Here is a 19,329-nt window from a genome sequence, read left to right on the forward strand (position 1 = left end):
GAAACGAGGGAACCGATGCACGTATTCGCCATCGGGGCCAGCGGGGTCCTGGGGCGCCACCTCGTCCCCATGTTGCTGCGCCGAGGACACGATGTGACCGTCATGGCGCCCGATCGCCTCGACCGGCTACCGGGCGAGGCCCGCCGGGTCCGCGCCTCGCTGCTCGACCCGGCGGCGGAACGCTTGCTGGCGGCGGAGTTCAAGGAGGTGGACGCGGTGGTCAACGCGGCCACTGCCGTCCCCGCCATGCCGACCGCGCCGGGCGGCTGGGCGCGGAACACTGCGCTGCGCAGCACCGGGACCGCCGTGGTGACCGGGGCGTTGCAGGAAGCCGAGGTGCGCCGCTTCGTCCAGATGAGCATCACGATGGTCTACGCCGACGGCGGCGACGACAAGCTGACCGAGGCCGCACCGCTGGACCACCGGCCGGAACGGGCGACCCTCGTCGACCCGGTCCTGGCGATGGAGACCGCAGTACGCAAGCTGCCCGCCGACGAGATCGCGTGGAGCATCCTGCGTGGCGGGCGCTTCGTCGGCCCGGGAACGGTGCAGGACCAACAGCGCGCCCGGCTGCGCGCCGAAGACCTGCCCATCCCCGGTGCTGGCCGTGAGTGGGTGTCGATGGTGCACGCCCGCGATTACGCGGACGCGGTGGTCGCCGCGCTGGAGCGCGGATGCGCGGGCAAGACGCTGAACGTGGCGGACCAACCAGTGCGGGTCGCCGACTACTACCGCGACCTGGCCCGCGCGGACGACAGCCCGCCGCCCCGCCACGACCCGAACGCGGCAGCCGAACCCTCGCACCGCGTCAGCAGCGAAGCGGCGCGGCAACTCCTCGGCTGGGCCCCGGTGCACGGCATCTGGCCGCTCGGCGACGACGAAGACCGGTGACAGGAAGGGTCCCATCCTCGCACCAACGGGCACGCCGATGCCGACGGCGGAAGGACTCCACCGTCGGCATCTGGACGCTTTCACCGCACGCCGGGTGACAGGAAGGTTCCCATCCTCGCGCGGCAGAGCCGAGCGGTGACAGGAAAGTTCCCATGCTCACGCGGCAGAGCTCTCCGGCGGCCGGCGGTGACAGGAAGGTTCCCATCCTCGCGCTGGTCGGGCGGAAGGGTCAGCATTCGATGACGTTGACGGCGAGGCCGCCGCGGGCCGTCTCCTTGTACTTGACCTTCATGTCGCGGCCGGTCTCCCGCATCGTCTTGATCACCTTGTCCAGCGAAACGAAATGGCTGCCGTCGCCACGCAACGCCATCCGCGCAGCCGTGATCGCCTTCACCGACGCGACCGCGTTGCGCTCGATGCACGGAATCTGCACCAACCCACCGATCGGGTCGCAGGTCAACCCGAGGTTGTGCTCCATCGCGATCTCCGCGGCGTTCTCCACCTGTCTCGGCGTTCCACCCAGCACCTCAGCGAGCCCGGCAGCAGCCATCGAACACGCGGAACCCACCTCGCCCTGACAACCGACCTCCGCACCCGAAATCGACGCGTTCTCCTTGAACAACACGCCGACCGCACCCGCCGCCAGCAGGAACCGCACGACACCAGCATCATCCGCGCCAGGCGCGAACCGCGTGTAGTAATGCAGGACCGCAGGAACGATCCCGGCCGCACCGTTGGTCGGCGCGGTCACCACCCGCCCACCAGCCGCGTTCTCCTCGTTGACCGCGAGCGCGAACAGCGTGACCCACTCCAGCGGATCGTCGCGCTCGGTCAACGAAGCCGCCAGCTCCGCCGCCCGACGACGGACCTTCAGCCCACCGGGCAGCTCACCGGAGTTGCGGCAGCCGTTGTCAACGCATTCACGCATGACCTGCCAGATACCGAGCAACTCCTTGTGCACGGCATCCTCACCACGCCAGGACAACTCGTTTGCCAGCATCACACCGCTGATCGGCAGCCCTGACTGCTCGGTCCGCGCGAGCAGTTCCACACCCGTGCGGAACGGGTACCGCACTGCGGTCTCGTCCGGTTTGATCCGATCAGTGCCGGTAGCGTCCTCGTCGACGACGAAGCCACCGCCCACCGAGTAGAACACCGCGCTGTCCAGCTCGGCATCATCGGCACCGAACGCGGCGAAGCGCATCCCGTTGGGGTGCAACGGCAACGACTTGCGCCGGTGCATGACCAAGTCACGGTCCACGATGAACCGGATCTGCTGCACCCCATCCAAACGCAACCGGCCGGAGTCACGGATCTCGGTGACCCGGCCCTCTACCGCCGCCGGATCAACAGTCTCCGGACTGTGCCCCTCCAAACCCAGCAGCACAGCCTTCGGGCTACCGTGCCCATGCCCGGTCGCACCCAACGACCCGAACAACTCCGCCTTGATCCGCTCGACCTGCGGCAACCGGCCCGCGCTGTGCAACCGCTGCACGAACAACCGCGCCGCACGCATCGGACCAACCGTGTGCGAACTGGACGGCCCAATACCCACCGAAAACAGGTCGAAGACGCTGATCGCCATTGACCGCCTCCTACCTCGCTTGGCCCGTTACTCCGCGATCAGCTCGGCGTACTGCTCAGCGGTGAGCAGCGAACCGGTGCTGGTCGGGCGCACTTCGAGCAGCCATCCGTCGCCGAACGGCTCCGCGTTGAGCAGCGCCGGGTCGTCCACGACGGACTCGTTGAGCGCCACGACTTCGCCGGTCACCGGGGCGAACAGGTCACTGACGGACTTTGTGGACTCCAGCTCCCCGCAGGCCTGGCCCGCTTCGATCTTGTCGCCCACCTCGGGAAGCTGCACGTAGACGATGTCGCCGAGCGCGTCCGCGGCGTGCTGGGTGATGCCGATGCGGACCAGCTCGTCGCGGTCCTCGATCCACTCGTGCTCTTCGGAATAACGCAGGTGCGCAGGCAGGGACATGTCGGGAGGCTCCAAGGCAGTCGGGGGGGCACTCGTGCCCGTGGTGGCTGGGCCTCCCCCTCTGTTGCGGAACCTGAGAGCTTCGCCGCGGGCCTCGCGGCTTGCACCGTGGGTGGAGCGTCGATGAGACGCACGCTTTCCAGAGTTGCCTCGCCCGAACGGTCATGGGTGCCTGAGAGTTTGTGGGGAGTCTTGCTCCTTCGGCGCCCTGGGGGCTCGGCGTGAGCTCGCAGGGTCTCTCCCGCACGGGGTCGACGGCCGGTATGCGATTGTCGGTGTGCTCAGCAACGATAAACGGGCCAGCCCTGGTGTCAATGCCCTCCCCCACAACGCACGGAGGCGGCCCGAGGTATTCAGGAGGCCGGTGATGCTGGACATCCGGGCACTGGTCGAGCGGGTCGGCCCCACACTGCTGCGCACCGTGGTCGCCCCGGAACCGAGAGTGTGCGTCGGGGACGTCGTCATCGCCGAACCCGATGAGCCGCCGACGGCGGCGGGCGGCGACCTCGTGTTGGGCGTGGCCATCCCGGACCGCGAGCACGCGGTGGCGCTGACGAGGGATTGCGGCGCGAAGGGTGCCGCGGCGGTGCTGCTCAAACCGCCGATTTCGGCGGACGACGCGGTGGCCGCGGCAGCCCGGGACGCGGGGGTGGCGCTGGTCGAGGTCCGCCCTGGCACGGCGTGGGCGCAGTTGGTGTGGCTGATCCGTGCCGCGCTGGCCGGGACGGACATCGAGGAGGCCGACGCGCCCAGCACCGGGGTCGGCGACCTGTTCCGGCTCGCCGACGCGGTGGCGGACGTGGTGGACGCGCCGGTCACCATCGAGGACGCGCGCTCCCAGGTCCTGGCCTACTCCGCCCGGCAGGACCTCACCGACCCGGCGCGGGTCTCGACGATCATGGGCCGGAGGCAGCCCGACGACGTGCTCGCCAAGTTCCGCGCCCGCGGCACGTTCCGCCAGCTCAGCAAGGGCAGTTCGGCGATCTTCGTGCCCGCCCAGCAGGACGGCACCCTGCCCCGGCTGGTGGTGCCGATCCGGATGGGCGGTGAACTGCTCGGCTCGATGTGGGCCGTGGTCCCCGGCGAGGTATCCGAAGAACGCTCCACCGCGTTCGCCGACACCGCACCGCTGGTCGCGCTGCAACTGCTGCGGTGGCGTGCGGTGGCGGACGCGGAGCGCCGCCGATCTGCCGAGCAGGTGCGGCTGCTGCTGGAGGGCGGCGAAGGCTGGCGGGCGGCAGCGAACGAGCTGGCGGTGCCCGCCGAAGCGCACCGGGTCGTCGCCATCGAAATGCCCCCGTCCGCCAGCCCCGCGGAAGGGCACCGGTTGGCGATGTGGGAGTGGATCACGCGCGGAATCGGGCGGCGCCCGCTGGTCACCGAGATCGGCACCATGCTCTACGCGCTGGTGCCCGACCGGGGGCGCGCGGGCGGCTGGCCGGATCTGCGGGCAGCGCTCACGTCCCACGACGTTTCGCCGCGCCCGCTGATCGCGGTGGGCACCGCGGTGGCGGTCGCCGAGCTGCCCCAGTCGCGGTCGCAGGCCGAGGAGCTGATCAGCTTGCTGCGCACCGGCCAACTGCAGCAACGGGTGGCGGTGTACGAGGAGAACTGGCATCTGCTGGTGCTCAGCCGGATGGCCGGTGCGGCGACCGACGCCGGTATCGGTGCCCTCGGCCCGCTACCGGTGCTGCGCGAGCACGACCGAACGCAGGGCACCGAATACCTGGCCACGCTCCACGCGTGGCTGCGCCACCCCGGCGATCCCCGGCAGGCGAGCCGCGAGTTGCGCGTGCACCCGAACACCTTCCGCTACCGGATGAAGCGGCTCACCCAACTCGTGGACGTCGACCTCGAAGACCCCAACGTCCGCTCCGCGCTGTTCGCGCAACTGCTCGCCGACCGATGGGCGCAGCACGGCTGACAGCAAGGGAACCTTCCTGTCACAGCCGGGCGCGCAGAACCCCTCGGTGACGTGCGCAAGGGAACCTTCCTGTCGTGGCAGGAAGGTTCCCTTGCTTTCGCCGGGCTGCCGGTCGGTTGCGAGGAAGGGAACCTTCCTGTCAGGTCCGCCCGTCCGTGCCCCCGTCCGTGCCCCCGTCCGGGCGCTGGATCGGCGCTCCACGCGCTTTGTGCTGCGAGCACAAAGCGCGCGGGGCAATCTCATTCGGCGGGAATGATGCGCCCCCCGCAGTGGCAGCGGATTGTTGTGCGCAACAGGAGACGAAAGGATTCCGCCGTGAAGATCGCAGTGCCGCGCGAGATCAAGAACAACGAGTACCGGGTCGCGATCACACCTGCGGGCGTGCACGAGCTGACCACCCGCGGCCACGACGTTTTCGTGGAGACGAACGCCGGCGCGGGCTCTTCGATCCCCGACGAGGACTACCTCGCGGCCGGCGCGAAGGTGCTGCCCACCGCCGAGGAGGTGTGGGCGGAAGGCCAGCTGGTCCTCAAGGTCAAGGAGCCGATCGCCGAGGAGTACCCGCGGCTGCGCCGGGACCAGGTCTTGTTCACCTATCTGCACCTGGCGGCTTCCGCCGAGCTGACCGACGCGATGCTGAAGTCCGGGGTCACCGGTATCGCCTACGAGACGGTGCAGACCGCCAACGGCAGCCTGCCGCTGCTGGCGCCGATGAGCGAGGTCGCCGGGCGTCTCGCCCCGCAGGTCGGCGCCTATTCGCTGATGCGCCCCAGCGGTGGCCGCGGCGTGCTGCCGGGCGGTGTTCCCGGCGTGCACCCGGCGCGGGTCGTGGTGATCGGCGGTGGAGTCGCTGGCCTCAACGCCGCGCGCGTCGCGATGGGCATGGGTGCTGATGTCGAGCTGCTCGACACCAATGTCGACAAGCTCCGCGAGATCGACCGCGACTTCCACGGCCAAATCCGCACCGTGACGTCCAACCGGTACTCGGTGGAGCAGGCGGTGCGGGCCGCGGACCTGGTCATCGGTGCCGTGCTGATCCCGGGTGCGAAGGCGCCGAAGCTGGTGTCCAACCACCTGGTGTCTGAGATGAAGCAGGGCAGCGTGCTGGTGGACATCGCCATCGATCAGGGCGGCTGCTTCGCCGACTCTCGCCCGACCACGCACGACGACCCGACGTACCGGGTGCACAACTCGGTGTTCTACTGCGTGGCAAACATGCCGGGCGCGGTGCCGAACACGTCGACGCACGCGCTCACCAACGTCACGCTGCCGTACGTGCTGCGCATCGCCGACCAGGGCTGGCAGCAGGCCTGCCGCGCGGACGCCGCGCTGGCCGGTGGCCTCAACACCCACGACTGCAAGCTGGTCAACGAGCCGGTCGCCGAGGCGCACGGCCTCACCAGCACCCCGCTCAGCAGCGTCCTGGGCTGATCGCACTGGGAGCAAGGGAACCTTCCTGCCACGAATGGCAGGAAGGTTCCCTTGCTCCCAACAGCTTCGAATGCCCGCTGGCTTGGAAGTCGTCGCAACAGGATCCGGGACACCGTTCAGTCGCACGAACGGACTCAGACCACCGAAAGGGTGACGGGCTCAAACAGCCGAACGGGGCGGCCCGCTCAACCAGCCTGGGGGTCACCGGGAGCAGGCCGCCACCGTCAGTGTAGGCCACGATCGCCCATTTGCCGACGACGCGGGCCGCCGCATGGCCGCCAATTTCAAGCCGAACCTATAACCACTCGACGGGGTGAGCATCCAGTGGTGTCCGTACAGGCGTGCGCCCCGACTGCCGACGTCACCCAATGGAGTCGGCGGGGCACCCGTTCCCGCGATCCCGTCGGCAGCACCGACGCACTCGAAAACGACGGTGGGAGACGACGTGACAGACGCGCGTTGCGAAGAGCTGTCCTCGATCAGCTCGACGGAGTGGACCTCACAACCGCGGACGACACCCCCGAAGTGCTGCTGCCCCTCGCCCGCACCCAGCTCTACCTGCTCACCTCCTATTACCTGCTCACCTCCGCGCCCTGCTCGACGAACACGATCCGGACGAGGCCGGCAGGTGCCGCTCCTGCCAGGGCGCGCCGCGCAGCCGGCCGTGGCCGTGCACCGTGTGGCTGACGGCGCACCGCCAGCATCATCGATGATCATTTCGGGCAGCCCGCGCACGCCTGCGGCACCGGTCTGGAAGCGCTGCGACGGAAGCTGCGGCGCAGGTCGGAGGATTGACACGAAGGACGTCGAAGTCATCCCCGACCCGATCGTCTCCTCGACAGGTCCCGGGCCGAGCGATTGGGACACCAACAAGTTCATCCGCCCCGGCATGACCACCTCGCACCCACCTCCACCCCGCCGCCGCTCACTCCTATGACGATCGGCCACCTCGAAACGGGTCAGGCAGGGTCTACCGGGCGTCCGTGATCGACCGGTCCATCCGCTGGCCCTGAGGGCTCCTCGCCCCCACCGGATCCGCCGCGGGCCGCTGATAACAACCTGGGAAAACTAAGGCTCCGCGCCTGAGCACACGTCGTTGTCCGGCAGGATGGTCACCGACGGCTGAACGGGTGACGGATGGAGGGACGCGTGCACGACGGCAGTGGCCGGCTCATTGTGCAGGGACTCAGCAAGAGCTTCGGCCCGGTCAACGCGGTGCAGGACCTGAACTTCACGGTGCGGCCCGGCTCGGTGACCGGGTTCCTGGGGCCCAACGGGTCGGGCAAGACGACCACGCTGCGGATGCTCCTCGGCCTGGTCACGCCGACTGCGGGCACGGCCACGATCAACGGCCTGCCGTTCCACCAGCTGCCGAACCCTGCGACCGTGGTCGGAGCCGTACTGGACGCGCAGAGCTTCCACCCGGGCCGCACCGCGCGCCAGCACCTTCGGTGCTACGCCGCCGCGATGAACGTGCCGGACGCGCAGGTGGACCGGGCTCTCGAACTCGTCGGGCTGAGCGCCGCCGCGAAGCGCAAGGCGGGCACGTTCTCGCTGGGCATGCGGCAGCGGCTGGCGTTGGCCACCGCGCTGCTCGGCGACCCGCAGGTGCTGGTGCTGGACGAGCCGGCCAACGGGCTGGACCCGGAGGGCATCGCCTGGCTGCGGAACTTCCTGAAGGCCTTCGCCGCGAGCGGTCGAACGGTGCTGATGTCCAGCCACTTCCTGCGGGAGATCGAACACACCGTGGACCAGCTGGTGATCATCAGCCGCGGGCGCTGCGTCTTCGACGGCCACCTCGATCAGCTCCGCGCCGCGCAACGCTCCCGGGCGCTCGTGCAGGCCGCCGACCCCAGCAAGCTCGTCGACAAGCTGCAGGAAGCGGGGTACAGCATCGAATACCTCCCGGACGGCCGGATCGCCGTGACCGGCTCCGACTCCCGCGCGGTCGCGGACCTCGCACTGGAGGCCGGGATCGCGCTGTACGGGATGCAGGACGAGCGGATCGGCCTGGAGCAGCTGTTCTTCCAGCTCACCAACGGCCAGTACAACGGCGTCCAGCAGCACGGCGCGCAGTGGTCTGCCCCGGGCGGCCAAGGATTCGGGGGGAATGCCTGATGGGCGGGCTCGTCAAGGCGGAGTTCCGCAAGATCTTCAGCACCAGCCTGTGGTGGGCGCTGCTCATCCCAGTGGCGCTGCTCGGTTTCGGCGCGGGCTGGTTGGGCAGCTCCATCGTCGCGCTCATCGACGCGGTGGAGCAGTTCGACCGGGCGGTGCCCCTCGGGCTGCTTTCGGTGTCGATGTCGACGAACTTCAGCACGATCTTCGCGGCGCTCTTCGGCGCCATGGCCTTCGCCGGCGAGTTCCGGAACAAGAGCATCACCACGACCTATCTCACAAGTAACCCGCGTAGTGCGGTGCTGGCGGCAAAGCTGATCGCCTGCTCGGGCGTCGGTCTCATCTACGGCCTCGCGAATGTGCTCTTCGCGAGCGTCGGGGGCTTGGTGGGCGCGGGCCGGGACTTCGGCGGTTTCGGCAGCCTGGGCGACTGGCTCAGCGTCGGCGCGGCGGCGGTGCTCGCGATGGTGCTGTGGACGCTGCTGGGCGTGGGCTTCGGCGCGCTGGTCGCGAACGCCGTGCTCGCGATCATCGTGCCGCTGGTCTACAAGTTCATGGTCGAGTTCATCCTCTCGCTGAGCTTGATCGAATCCCCCGCCGCCGGTATCAGCCCCTACTTGCCCGGGACGGCGGGGAACGGCATCGTCGCGAACCTCGCGGTGCCGCTGTTCGTCACCGCGGTGGCGGGGCCCGACGAGCCGAACACACCGCGAGCGGCCTTCGAGTTCCTGCACCTCTTTTTCGGCGGCAGCTACGGCCACCCGTGGTGGGCGAGCCTGCTCACCTTCCTCGGATACGCCGCCGTATTCATCGCCGGCGGCTGGCTGGTCAGCCGCCGACGCGACATCAGCTGAGGCGGACGACGTGAGCATGGGAACCTTCCTGCCATCGCCCAACCATCGGAGAGGTCCAGCGACGTGAGCATGGGAACCTTCCTGCCACTCCGGGCACTGGCCACGCCTGGCGTTGCGAGGAAGGGAACCTTCCTGCCACTCCCGGCGCCGGTCCCGGCTGCCGTGGTGACAGGAAGGTTCCCTTGCTCTAACCGCCTCTCCCTTTGGCGGGGATCACAGAACGTTCGGCCGGTCTGCATGGTCGGTAGGGCGGCATAACCTGGCGGGTGTGAGCGACTCCGGTAATCCCCGTCCGTCTTCCGGCGGTTGGATCCGTCGCCTCTTCGCCGCTTGCCGTCGGCACCCCGTTGCTCTGACGTTGGCGATGGGCGCGTCCGTAACGGCTGTCGGGTTGGAGGCTTTGGTTCCGCTGCTGACCAAGGCCGCGGTGGATGATGCCGTCGCGCACAGCACCGACCGCTTGTTGTGGATCGTGATCGCGCTCCTCACGCTCGGCGTGTTCCGCTTCGCGTCGGCGTTCGTCCGCCGCTACAGCGCCGGGCGGCTCGCCCTCGACGTCCAGCACGACCTGCGCCGCGCGGTTTTCGCGGCGATGCAGCGGCTGGACGGCGGGAAGCAGGATGCGCTGCGCACCGGGCAGGTCGTGTCCCGCTCCATCAGCGATCTGCAAATGGTGAACTCGCTGCTGTCGATGCTGCCGCTGGCGGCCGGAACCGCGGTGCTCGCGCTTTTCGCGATCGTGGTGATGTTGTGGTTGTCGCCGCTGCTCACGGTGGTGTCGCTGGTCGTGGCGCCGCTGATCGCGGTGGTTTCGGCGCGCAGCAAGAAGAGCCTGTTCCCGGCGACCTGGTCGGCGCAGCAGCGGGCCGCGGACATCGCGCAGCACGTCGAGGAAACCGTCACGGGTGTCCGGGTCGTTAAGGGCTTCGGCCAGGAAGACCGCGAGGTCGGGCGGCTGGAGCGCCGTGCTCGTCGGCTGTTCGGCGAGCGGCTGCGCGCGGCCCGGATGACTTCCATGCCTGCGGCGAGCTTGGCCGCGCTGCCCTCCGCCGGGCAGGTCGGAGTGCTCGGCCTGGGCGGCTGGATGGTGCTGCAGGACCAGGTGAGCCTCGGGACGTTCGTGGCGTTCGCCGGGTACGTGGCGATGTTGGCCGGTCCGGCCCGGATGTTGTCGAGCGTGATGATCCAGGCGCAGCTCGCGCGCGCCGGTGTCGAACGCATCCACGAGCTGATCGATTCCCAGCCCGAGGTGCAGGAGAAGCCCGGAGCGGCAACGCTGCCGGAAGGGCCGCTGCAGGTCCGGCTTGACGACGCGAGCTTCGGCTACACCCGTGATCAGCCAGTGCTCTGCAACGCGTCGTTGCAGGTCCGTCCGGGTGAGACGGTGGCGCTGGTCGGCCCCGCCGGATCGGGCAAGTCGACGGTGTCGCTGCTGCTGCCGCGCTTCTACGACCTGCACTCGGGGAGCATCAAGATCGGTCCCGCCGACGACGGCTCGGTGAGCCACGACATCCGCGACCTGAGGCTGGATTCGCTGCGCGCCGCGGTCGGTTTGGTGTTCGAGGAGGCGTTCCTGTTCTCCGACACCATTCGCGGCAACATCGCTTACGGCCGTCCTGACGCTTCGGAAGCCGACGTGATCGCCGCTGCAAAAGCGGCCGAAGCGCACGAGTTCATCAGCACTCTCCCCGACGGATACGACACGACGGTCGGCGAGCGCGGCCTGACGCTGTCCGGCGGGCAACGCCAACGCGTGGCGCTCGCGCGGGCGCTGCTTTCGAACCCGCGCATCCTGGTGCTCGACGACGCGACGTCGGCGGTGGATCCGGCGACGGAAGCGGCCATCCACGACACCCTCCGCTTGGTCACCGCGCAGCGCACCACACTGCTGATCGCGCACCGCCGGTCGACGCTGGCCCTGGCCGACCGGATCGCGGTGCTCGACGAAGGACACGTCGTCGACATCGGCACCGAGGACGAGCTGAACCAGCGCTGCGAGCTGTTCCGGTCGCTGCTCGCCGGGCCTGGGGAATTGATCGACAATCGCTGCGACGGCCGGGTCGTGCCCGGTTCTGAAGGCATCACGCCGGAGCTCTGGCCACCGGAGGACGACGCCGAACCGGCGGTCACCGGCAACGCCGCCACGACGCCCGGATCGCGCGGCATGGGCGGCATGACGATGCCGCCGACACCCGAGTTGATCGAAGGCATCCGGAAGCTGCCGCCCGCGACCGACCAGCCCGATCTGCGCGGCGAAGACCCCACCGCGCCGGACCCGGACTTCAAGCTCCCCCGGCTGCTGCGGCCGATCCGCTGGGGCCTGCTGCTGACAGCGCTGCTGGTGGCCGGGGACGCGCTGACGTCGATCGCGTTGCCCTCACTGGTCCGCCAGGGCATCGACGGCGGTGTGAGCGCAGGCGACCTCGATGCGCTGTGGATCGCCACGGGCCTGGGTGCCGTGATCGTCGCCGGGGGTTGGCTGGTGGTCAAGCTGCAGACCGTCATCACCTCGCGAACCGGCGAAACCCTGCTCTACCTGCTGCGATTGCGCAGTTTCGCACACCTGCAGCGGCTCGGGCTGGACTACTACGAGCGCGAGCTCGCCGGCCGGATCATGACTCGGATGACCACCGACGTCGACGCGTTGTCGACGTTCCTGCAGACTGGGCTGGCGACCTTCGTGGTGAGCGTGCTGACGTTGTTCGGCATCGCGGGCGCACTGCTGATCACCGATGTTTCGCTGGCGCTGGTGGCGATGGCGGTGTTGCCGGTCCTGTTGGTAGCCACCTTGATCTTCCGCAAGGTCTCGGCGACCGCCTACGCCGAGGCGCGCGAGCGGGTGAGCACCGTCAACGCCGACCTGCAGGAGAACGTCGCCGGGATGCGGGTGGCGCAGGCGCACCGCCGCGAAGGGCACGCTGCGAAGGTGTTCGCGCAGCGCAGCGACGCCTACCGGCGGTCCCGGCTGCGCGCCCAGCGCTACATCGCGACCTACTTCCCGTTCGTCGCGCTGCTGTCGGAGATCGCGCAGGCAGTGGTGCTGGGGGTAGGCGCGGCGCGAGTCGCGTCGGGCGACCTGACCGCCGGGGTGCTGGTCGCGTTCCTGCTCTACCTCGGCTTGTTCTTCTCGCCTGTGCAGCAGCTATCCGGGGTTTTCGACGGCTACCAGCAGGCCAAGGTGGGGTTGCGGCGGATCGGGGAACTGCTGCGGACGCCCACTTCGGTGCCCGCCGCCACCGACCCCACCCCGGTGCCGGAACGGTTCGAAGGCGGCATCGAGCTGCGATCGGTGTCGTTCCGTTACCCCGGCACCGACCAGTTCGCGCTGCGCGACATCGCGCTGCGTGTGCGGCCCGGCGAGACCGTGGCGCTGGTCGGCGCGACCGGCGCCGGGAAGTCGACGCTGATCAAGTTGATCGCCCGGTTCTACGACGCCACCGACGGCGCGGTGCTGGTCGACGGACAGGACATCCGCAGCTACGACCTGGCGGCGTTCCACCGGCGGCTCGCCGTGGTCCCGCAGGAAGGCCACCTGTTCACCGGGGACATCGCCACCAACATCGCCTACGCGCGCCCGGACGCCGATCCGGCCGAGGTCGAAGCAGCGGCCCGGGCGGTGGGGGCGCTGCCGGGGATAGCCATGCTGCCGCGAGGCTTCCGTCAGCAGGTGGGCGAGCGTGGGCGCGGACTGTCGGCGGGCCAGCGACAGCTGGTCGCGCTTGCGCGGGCAGAACTGGTCGACCCCGACGTCCTGTTGCTCGACGAGGCAACCGCGGCGCTCGACCCCGCGACGGAATCGATGGTGGTTGCGGCCAGCGACCAGGTCGCGGCCCAGCGCACGACGTTCGTCGTCGCGCACCGGCTAGCCACCGCCGCCCGCGCCGATCGCATCGTGGTCGTCGACGGAGGCCGGATCGTCGAGCAGGGCAGCCACGCCGAACTGCTCGCGGACAACAGTTACTACGCGCGCCTGTGGCGGGCGGCGGACGGTGCACCGAGCGAGGAGACCCCGGAGATCGGCGAGACCAACATCGCCTAACCGGACGTGAGCAAGGGAACCTTCCTGTCATCCACCGCATCTGCCGGGCCCATGTGATGTGAGGAAGGGAACCTTCCTGTCATTCCACGCCCCAGCGGCTCGGCGTGGTGCCGGAGTGGAGCAAGGGAACCTTCCTGTCACCGACGGGGCGCGCGAGCATGGGTCCTGACGTGAGGAAGGGAACCTTCCTGTCATCCGCAGCCCGGCACAGGCGTTGCTGGGGTGGTGGAAGGGAACCTTCCTGTCACCGCCCCGCAGCGGACGACAGTGACGTCGGCTTGCACGGATGGGGACTTTTCGGACACGTTCCGCAACCGCGAGCGGGATCGGTCACACTGTCCCGGGGCGGGTGGGACTGGAGTGCCGCGCCGTCCGAAATGCGAGAAACCTCGCCCGCGGGACGGGAACACAGCGTGTCGATGAAACGTCATACTGGTGTTGGGCGACAACCCAGATGGAGTAGTACCGAGCAACGCCGACTTCGAGTGGGGCATGTCGAGTGCGGTCGATGATCGTTGACGCGAGCGGACCGGGGCCCGTTACCCGCGAGCTGGTCTTTCCTGATCGATTTTGTGACCGACCTCGTCGACCGAACGGCCGCACTGTGTGTCAACCTCGCGAATCGGACCGCTAGCCTGGTACCTGAGTGTGTCTGTAAATCACGAGCATATGGATCGAGGCGAACGCCAGCCGTGTCCAGCAGCCCTGCGTCACAGTTCGGCCCCAACGAGTGGTTGATCGAGGAGATGTACGAGCAGTTCCTCCAAGATCCCACTTCCGTAGACTCGGCGTGGCACGAATTCTTCGCCGATTACAAGCCGGGCCAGGCAGCAATCGAGAACACCGCTGCTGCGGCCGCCGCTGCAGCGGCTCCGACGACTACGGCCACGGTGACGCGCCCCAGTGAGACCAATGGTCAGGCCCCGCCGGCCGCCGCCACGACCGCGCCCCCGGCGAGCAAGCCCGCGCCTAAGCCGTCGCCGCAGCAGGCCGCCAGGGCCGCTCCCGTGAAGGAGCCCCAGGCCGGCGGGGACGTCAAGACGCTTCGCGGGGCCGCTGCCGCGATCGCCAAGAACATGGATCAGTCGCTGACCGTGCCGACCGCGACGAGCGTGCGCGCGGTGCCGGCCAAGCTACTGTTCGACAACCGCATCGTCATCAACAACCACCTCAAGCGGAACAAGGGCGGCAAGGTCTCCTTCACGCACCTGATCGGCTACGCGCTGGTCCGGGCGGTCCGGGACTTCCCGAACATGAACCGCCACTACGGCGAGGACGCCAAGGGCAAGCCCGCTGCCGTCACGCCGGAGCACATCAACCTGGGCCTGGCGATCGACCTGCCGGCCAAGGACGGGTCTCGCAACCTCGTGGTCGCCTCCATCAAGGGCTGCGAGGACATGACGTTCCACCAGTTCTGGCAGGCCTACGAGGACATCATCCGCAAGGCCCGCGGCAACGCCCTGACCGCCGACGATTTCGCCGGCACCACGATCTCGCTGACCAACCCCGGCCCGTCCGGCACCAACCACTCGGTGCCGCGGCTGACCAAGGGTCAGAGCGCGATCATCGGCGTCGGCGCGATGGACTACCCGGCGGAGTTCCAGGGCGCCAGCGAGAAGACGCTGGTCGACATGGGCATCAGCAAGATCGTGACGCTGACGTCCACCTACGATCACCGGGTCATCCAGGGCGCGGAGTCCGGCGACTTCCTCCGCAAGATGCACCAGCTGCTGCTGGGCGAGGACGGGTTCTTCGACGACATCTTCGCCTCGCTGCGCATCCCGTACGAGCCGGTGCGCTGGACGCAGGACATCCCCGAGGGCGCGGTGGACAAGACCGCCCGCGTGCTCGAGCTGATCGACGCGTACCGCACTCGCGGCCACCTGATGGCCGACATCGACCCGCTGAACTACCGGCAGCGGCGGCACGAGGACCTCGACGTCCTCTCGCACAGCCTCACCCTGTGGGACCTGGACCGGGAGTTCGCCGTCGGCGGCTTCGCCGGCAAGGAGCACCTGAAGCTCCGCGACGTGCTGGGCGTGCTGCGCGACTCCTACTGCCGCACTGTCGGCGTCGAGTACATGCACATCCTCGAACCCGACGAGCGCGAATGGCTGCAGCAGCGGGTCGAGAAGCCGCACACCAAGCCCGAGCCGTCCGAGCAGAAGTACATCCTGTCGAAGCTCAACGCGGCCGAGGCGTTCGAGACGTTCCTGCAGACCAAGTACGTCGGGCAGAAGCGGTTCTCGCTGGAAGGCGCCGAGACCGTTGTGCCGCTGCTGGACGCAGTGCTGGACACCTCGGCGGCGCACGAGCTCGACGAGGTCGTCATCGGCATGCCGCACCGTGGTCGGCTGAACGTGCTGGCCAACATCGTCGGCAAGCCGATCTCGCAGATCTTCCGGGAGTTCGAGGGCAACCTGGACCCGGGGCAGGCGCACGGTTCCGGCGACGTCAAGTACCACCTCGGTGCCGAGGGCAAGTACTTCCGGATGTTCGGCGACGGCGAGACGAAGGTGTCGCTGACGTCGAACCCGTCGCACCTGGAAGCCGTCGACCCGGTGCTCGAGGGCATCGTCCGCGCCAAGCAGGACATCCTGGACAAGGGCCAGGAGGGCTTCACCGTCCTGCCGGTGCTGCTGCACGGTGACGCCGCGTTCGCCGGCCAGGGCGTGGTCGCCGAGACGCTGAACCTGTCGCTGCTGCGTGGCTACCGCACCGGTGGCACGGTGCACGTGATCGTCAACAACCAGGTCGGTTACACCACTGCGCCGGAGCACTCGCGCTCCAGCAAGTACTGCACCGACGTGGCGAAGATGATCGGTGCCCCGGTGTTTCACGTCAACGGTGACGACCCGGAGGCCTGCGTCTGGGTCGCCAAGCTGGCCGTGGCGTACCGCCAGGCGTTCGGCAAGGACGTCGTGATCGACATGGTCTGCTACCGCCGCCGCGGGCACAACGAGGGCGACGACCCGTCGATGACGCAGCCGAAGATCTACGACGCGATCGACAAGATGCGCAGCGTCCGCAAGGTCTACACCGAGGCTCTGATCGGCCGCGGCGACATCACCGTCGAAGAGGCCGAGAAGGCCCTGAAGGACTACGCCGCTCAGCTGGAGCACGTGTTCAACGAGGTCCGCGAGTTGGAGAAGCACCCGCCGGCGCCGAGCCCGTCGGTGGAGTCCGAGCAGCAGGTGCCGCGCGGACTGACGACCGCGATCCCGCGGGAGACCGTGGAGCGCATCGCCGATTCGCACATCAACCTGCCCGAGGGCTTCACCCCGCACCCGCGCGTCAAGCCGGTGCTGGAGCGGCGCGCCAAGATGGGCCGCGAGGGCGGCATTGACTGGGCGTTCGGCGAGCTGCTGGCGTTCGGCTCGCTGGTCATGGAGGGCCGCCAGGTGCGCCTGACCGGTCAGGACAGCCGGCGAGGCACGTTCGTCCAGCGGCACTCGGTGCTGATCGACCGCAAGGACAACTCCGAGTTCACTCCGCTGCAGAACCTGTCGGACGACCAGGCGAAGTTCCTGGTCTACGACTCGGCGCTGTCGGAGTTCGCGGCCGTGGGCTTCGAGTACGGCTACTCGGTCGGCAACCCCGACTCCCTGGTGCTGTGGGAAGCGCAGTTCGGCGACTTCTTCAACGGCGCCCAGTCGATCATCGACGAGTTCATCTCGTCCGGTGAGGCGAAGTGGGGCCAGCGGTCCGACGTGGTCATGCTGCTGCCGCACGGGCACGAGGGCCAGGGCCCGGACCACACGTCCGGTCGCATCGAGCGGTGGCTGCAACTGTGCGCCGAGGGGTCGATGACGGTTGCGATGCCGTCGACTCCGGCGAACTACTTCCACTTGCTGCGCCGTCACGCGCTGGACGGCATCCACCGCCCGCTGGTGGTGTTCACGCCGAAGTCGATGCTGCGGTTGAAGGCCGCGACCAGTCCGGTCGAGGACTTCACCGAAGGCAAGTTCACCTCGGTGATCGACGACCTGGCGCAGCCCGACCCGGCTGCGGTGCGCAACGTGGTGCTGTGCACCGGCAAGCTGTACTACGAGCTGGCGGCGCACCGGGACAAGCACGGCATCACCGACACTGCGATCGTCCGGCTGGAGCAGCTCTACCCGCTGCCGCACCGCAAGCTGGGCGCGCTGTTCGAGCGGTACCCGAACGCCACGTCGATCCGGTGGACGCAGGAAGAGCCAGCTAACCAGGGTGCCTGGCCGTTCCTGGGCTTGGCGCTGCCGGAGCTGTTCCCGCAGCTGGTCGGCAAGCTGCAGCGGGTCTCGCGCCGTCCGATGGCCGCCCCGGCCACCGGCCTGGCCAAGGTCCACGAGGTCGAGCAGGCCGAGGTCGTGCAGAACGCCTTCGCCTGATCCGCGGCTGGAGCGGGCCGCCGGTTCCACCCGGAACCGGCGGCCCGTTTTTGCGCTGTGCCACTGCCGAACCCGCGCCACGGCGGCTTGCGGGTGGCAGGAAGGTTCCCATCCTCACTTCAGGCTCCCCGGCTGGGATCAGTTTGGGGCGGCGGCATAGAGTTCGGCTCCCGGGTCTCCGGCGGACAGCCCGGAAACGTCCGTGGAGCATGGGAACCTTCCTGTCACCGAACACTCGTGGTTCCAGTGCTGCATCCGTCGAGGCGTTTCGTACTCTGCTGTTCTGCCAACCCCGATCGCACCGGTCACGGACGGACAAATTTAGGAGGACACGGTGTACTTCACCGACCGCGGCATTGAGGAACTCGAAGATCGTCGCGGTGATGACGAGGTCACGTTGGCCTGGGTCGCCGACCGGATGCGGGCCTTCGTGGACCTCAACCCCGATTTCGAGGACGCCACCGAACGCCTCGCCACCTTCCTCGCCCGCGACGACGCCGACGACGAGTGACGGCGAGTGACTGCGAAAGCCACAACTCGAAGAGCCCTGCCCCACCCACGCGGGTGGCAGCAGGGCTCGTCCCTTCTCGGCTCCGCGGCCACGAGGAGGAATCCGCATGATCCGAGGTCTTGCTCGCATTTTTCGGCGCGCGCTGAGCACGTCGTCCACCTCGCTGCGCCGCCTACGGGACGAAGATCCGCACGCCTTTCGCGCTCCTGAAGCCTGGTCGCTGATGGATCGACGCCATCGGGGAGCAGAGCGGAGCGAGCATTCGTGAAGGCTGTCGGTCTGGACGTTTGCTCGCCGAGGGCGACCGGCCAGTTGGCGCAGCACATGGCCGCCCCGCGGGCATTGCAGGTGGACGTGGAATGGCCCGGTTTCCCGTCTTCGACCGAGAACAGCAGGGAACTTGTCCTCCGCGGTGACAGGAAGGTTCCCTTGCTCACGTCGCTCCTGCGCGACCGTCGGTAACAGGAAGGTTCCCTTGCTCACGTCGCTCCTGCGCGACCGTCGGTAACAGGAAGGTTCCCTTGCTCACGTCGCTCCTGCGCGATGGCAGGAAGGTTCCCTTGCTCACGTCGCTCCTGCGCGACCGTCGGTGACAGGAAGGTTCCCTTGCTCCGGCCCGGCGCGGCGGAAGAGCCGAGGGGTGCTCCCCTGGCCGGGTGGCTGGGCGGGGTGCTTGATCCACTACGGAGTGATGTGTGCGGCGAGCGCGGCCGATGTGTGATCGCCTCTGCGCTGGCAATTCCAACGCACTTCGGAGGATTTTCATGCGACGTCTTCTCGCCGGCGCCCTGCTCACCGGTCTTGCCGTGCTGGGGGCTGCCGGAACGGCCGCGGCCAGCGACGCCCCGCGGCCGTCGACCCCGGACCAGATCCTCGCCGAGATCGCCGGTGCCGTCGGTGGGCCGCAGGGGCCGACCAAGCACGGCCAGGTGAGCGTGAACGAGCAGCACAAGTACCAGAAAACGCAACAGCACCACACCCAGTCGTCCACCCAGCACGGGCAGCAGCATTCCCGGTCGTCCACCCAGCAGGCGCAGACGCTGCAGGGCGGGTCGTCCTGGAAGGGATAACCATCCGGCTGCGCCGCGCCCCACTCGTCGAAGGCGGATGGGGCGCGGCGTGCTGTGCAGTGCCGCTAACCAGCCAGTGCAGAAAGTCGCGATGGACCTGCCCACCGCACCGGGACAGACTCCGTTGCGACAAGCCG

At 68.7% G+C, this 19,329-nt stretch carries 12 protein-coding genes and 1 riboswitch; of the genes, 10 read left to right on the top strand and 2 right to left on the bottom strand.

All coding sequences use genetic code 11. From position 1 onward, the window contains the following. Positions 1 to 15 precede the first annotated feature (15 nt). Entirely contained in the window at positions 16 to 891 is an 876-nt protein-coding gene (locus tag FDZ84_RS06825; RefSeq protein ID WP_168585202.1) for an NAD(P)-dependent oxidoreductase, read from the top strand. Positions 892 to 1,120: 229 nt separating this feature from the next. Here the strand turns inward: FDZ84_RS06825 and FDZ84_RS06830 are convergent, their stop codons facing one another. Both FDZ84_RS06830 and gcvH read right to left on the bottom strand, forming a co-directional pair. Beyond that, positions 1,121 to 2,476, bottom strand: a complete 1,356-nt coding sequence (locus FDZ84_RS06830; protein ID WP_168585203.1) for an L-serine ammonia-lyase — start codon at positions 2,474 to 2,476, stop codon at positions 1,121 to 1,123. A gap of 27 nt (positions 2,477 to 2,503) precedes the next feature. Beyond that, complete coding sequence (gene gcvH / locus FDZ84_RS06835; protein ID WP_168585204.1) at positions 2,504 to 2,875, bottom strand: glycine cleavage system protein GcvH; 372 nt, start codon at positions 2,873 to 2,875, stop codon at positions 2,504 to 2,506. Between the two features lie 149 nt (positions 2,876 to 3,024). Further along, positions 3,025 to 3,129, bottom strand: a riboswitch (glycine riboswitch). 113 nt (positions 3,130 to 3,242) lie between these two features. On the opposite strand from gcvH, the gene FDZ84_RS06840 reads away from it, so the two are divergent. The 9 genes from FDZ84_RS06840 to FDZ84_RS06880 all read left to right on the top strand — a co-directional run bounded on the left by FDZ84_RS06840 (position 3,243) and on the right by FDZ84_RS06880 (position 19,192). Beyond that, entirely contained in the window at positions 3,243 to 4,799 is a 1,557-nt protein-coding gene (locus FDZ84_RS06840; protein WP_168585205.1) for a CdaR family transcriptional regulator, read from the top strand. A 315-nt stretch (positions 4,800 to 5,114) separates the two neighbouring features. Beyond that, the gene (gene ald, locus FDZ84_RS06845) at positions 5,115 to 6,230 is read left to right on the top strand and encodes an alanine dehydrogenase (RefSeq protein WP_168585206.1); all 1,116 of its coding nucleotides are present in this window, start codon (positions 5,115 to 5,117) and stop codon (positions 6,228 to 6,230) included. A gap of 459 nt (positions 6,231 to 6,689) precedes the next feature. Further along, positions 6,690 to 6,917, top strand: a complete 228-nt coding sequence (locus FDZ84_RS06850) for a hypothetical protein (RefSeq protein WP_168585207.1) — start codon at positions 6,690 to 6,692, stop codon at positions 6,915 to 6,917. Between the two features lie 462 nt (positions 6,918 to 7,379). Continuing rightward, positions 7,380 to 8,348 carry an ABC transporter ATP-binding protein gene (locus FDZ84_RS06855; RefSeq protein WP_168585208.1) on the top strand — a complete coding sequence of 323 codons (969 nt, stop codon included), beginning with the start codon at positions 7,380 to 7,382 and terminating at the stop codon, positions 8,346 to 8,348. Continuing rightward, a complete protein-coding gene (locus FDZ84_RS06860; RefSeq protein ID WP_168585209.1) occupies positions 8,348 to 9,202 on the top strand; it encodes an ABC transporter permease subunit in 855 nt (284 codons plus the stop codon). The genes FDZ84_RS06855 and FDZ84_RS06860 overlap by 1 nt, the downstream gene beginning before the upstream one ends. A gap of 364 nt (positions 9,203 to 9,566) precedes the next feature. Continuing rightward, positions 9,567 to 13,241 (top strand): ABC transporter ATP-binding protein, encoded by a 3,675-nt coding sequence (locus FDZ84_RS06865; protein WP_168585210.1) that lies wholly within the window; start codon positions 9,567 to 9,569, stop codon positions 13,239 to 13,241. A gap of 746 nt (positions 13,242 to 13,987) precedes the next feature. Further along, a complete protein-coding gene (locus tag FDZ84_RS06870; RefSeq protein WP_246869133.1) occupies positions 13,988 to 17,611 on the top strand; it encodes a multifunctional oxoglutarate decarboxylase/oxoglutarate dehydrogenase thiamine pyrophosphate-binding subunit/dihydrolipoyllysine-residue succinyltransferase subunit in 3,624 nt (1,207 codons plus the stop codon). A 334-nt stretch (positions 17,612 to 17,945) separates the two neighbouring features. After that, entirely contained in the window at positions 17,946 to 18,122 is a 177-nt protein-coding gene (locus FDZ84_RS06875) for a DUF6104 family protein (protein ID WP_010304877.1), read from the top strand. A 764-nt stretch (positions 18,123 to 18,886) separates the two neighbouring features. Then, complete coding sequence (locus tag FDZ84_RS06880; protein WP_168584080.1) at positions 18,887 to 19,192, top strand: hypothetical protein; 306 nt, start codon at positions 18,887 to 18,889, stop codon at positions 19,190 to 19,192. Positions 19,193 to 19,329: the final 137 nt, after the last annotated feature.

The organism is Saccharopolyspora sp. ASAGF58 (genome assembly GCF_012277335.1).
GTDB classification, from domain to species: domain Bacteria; phylum Actinomycetota; class Actinomycetes; order Mycobacteriales; family Pseudonocardiaceae; genus Saccharopolyspora; species Saccharopolyspora hattusasensis.

Coding starts and splice junctions, on each gene's coding strand:
- FDZ84_RS06870 (WP_246869133.1), top strand. CDS start 13,988: ATGTACGAGCAGTTCCTCCAAGATCCCACTTCCGTAGACTCGGCGTGG.
- FDZ84_RS06825 (WP_168585202.1), top strand. CDS start 16: ATGCACGTATTCGCCATCGGGGCCAGCGGGGTCCTGGGGCGCCACCTC.
- FDZ84_RS06880 (WP_168584080.1), top strand. CDS start 18,887: ATGCGACGTCTTCTCGCCGGCGCCCTGCTCACCGGTCTTGCCGTGCTG.
- FDZ84_RS06830 (WP_168585203.1), bottom strand. CDS start 2,476: ATGGCGATCAGCGTCTTCGACCTGTTTTCGGTGGGTATTGGGCCGTCC.
- FDZ84_RS06865 (WP_168585210.1), top strand. CDS start 9,567: ATGGGCGCGTCCGTAACGGCTGTCGGGTTGGAGGCTTTGGTTCCGCTG.
- FDZ84_RS06860 (WP_168585209.1), top strand. CDS start 8,348: ATGGGCGGGCTCGTCAAGGCGGAGTTCCGCAAGATCTTCAGCACCAGC.
- FDZ84_RS06840 (WP_168585205.1), top strand. CDS start 3,243: ATGCTGGACATCCGGGCACTGGTCGAGCGGGTCGGCCCCACACTGCTG.
- gcvH (WP_168585204.1), bottom strand. CDS start 2,875: ATGTCCCTGCCTGCGCACCTGCGTTATTCCGAAGAGCACGAGTGGATC.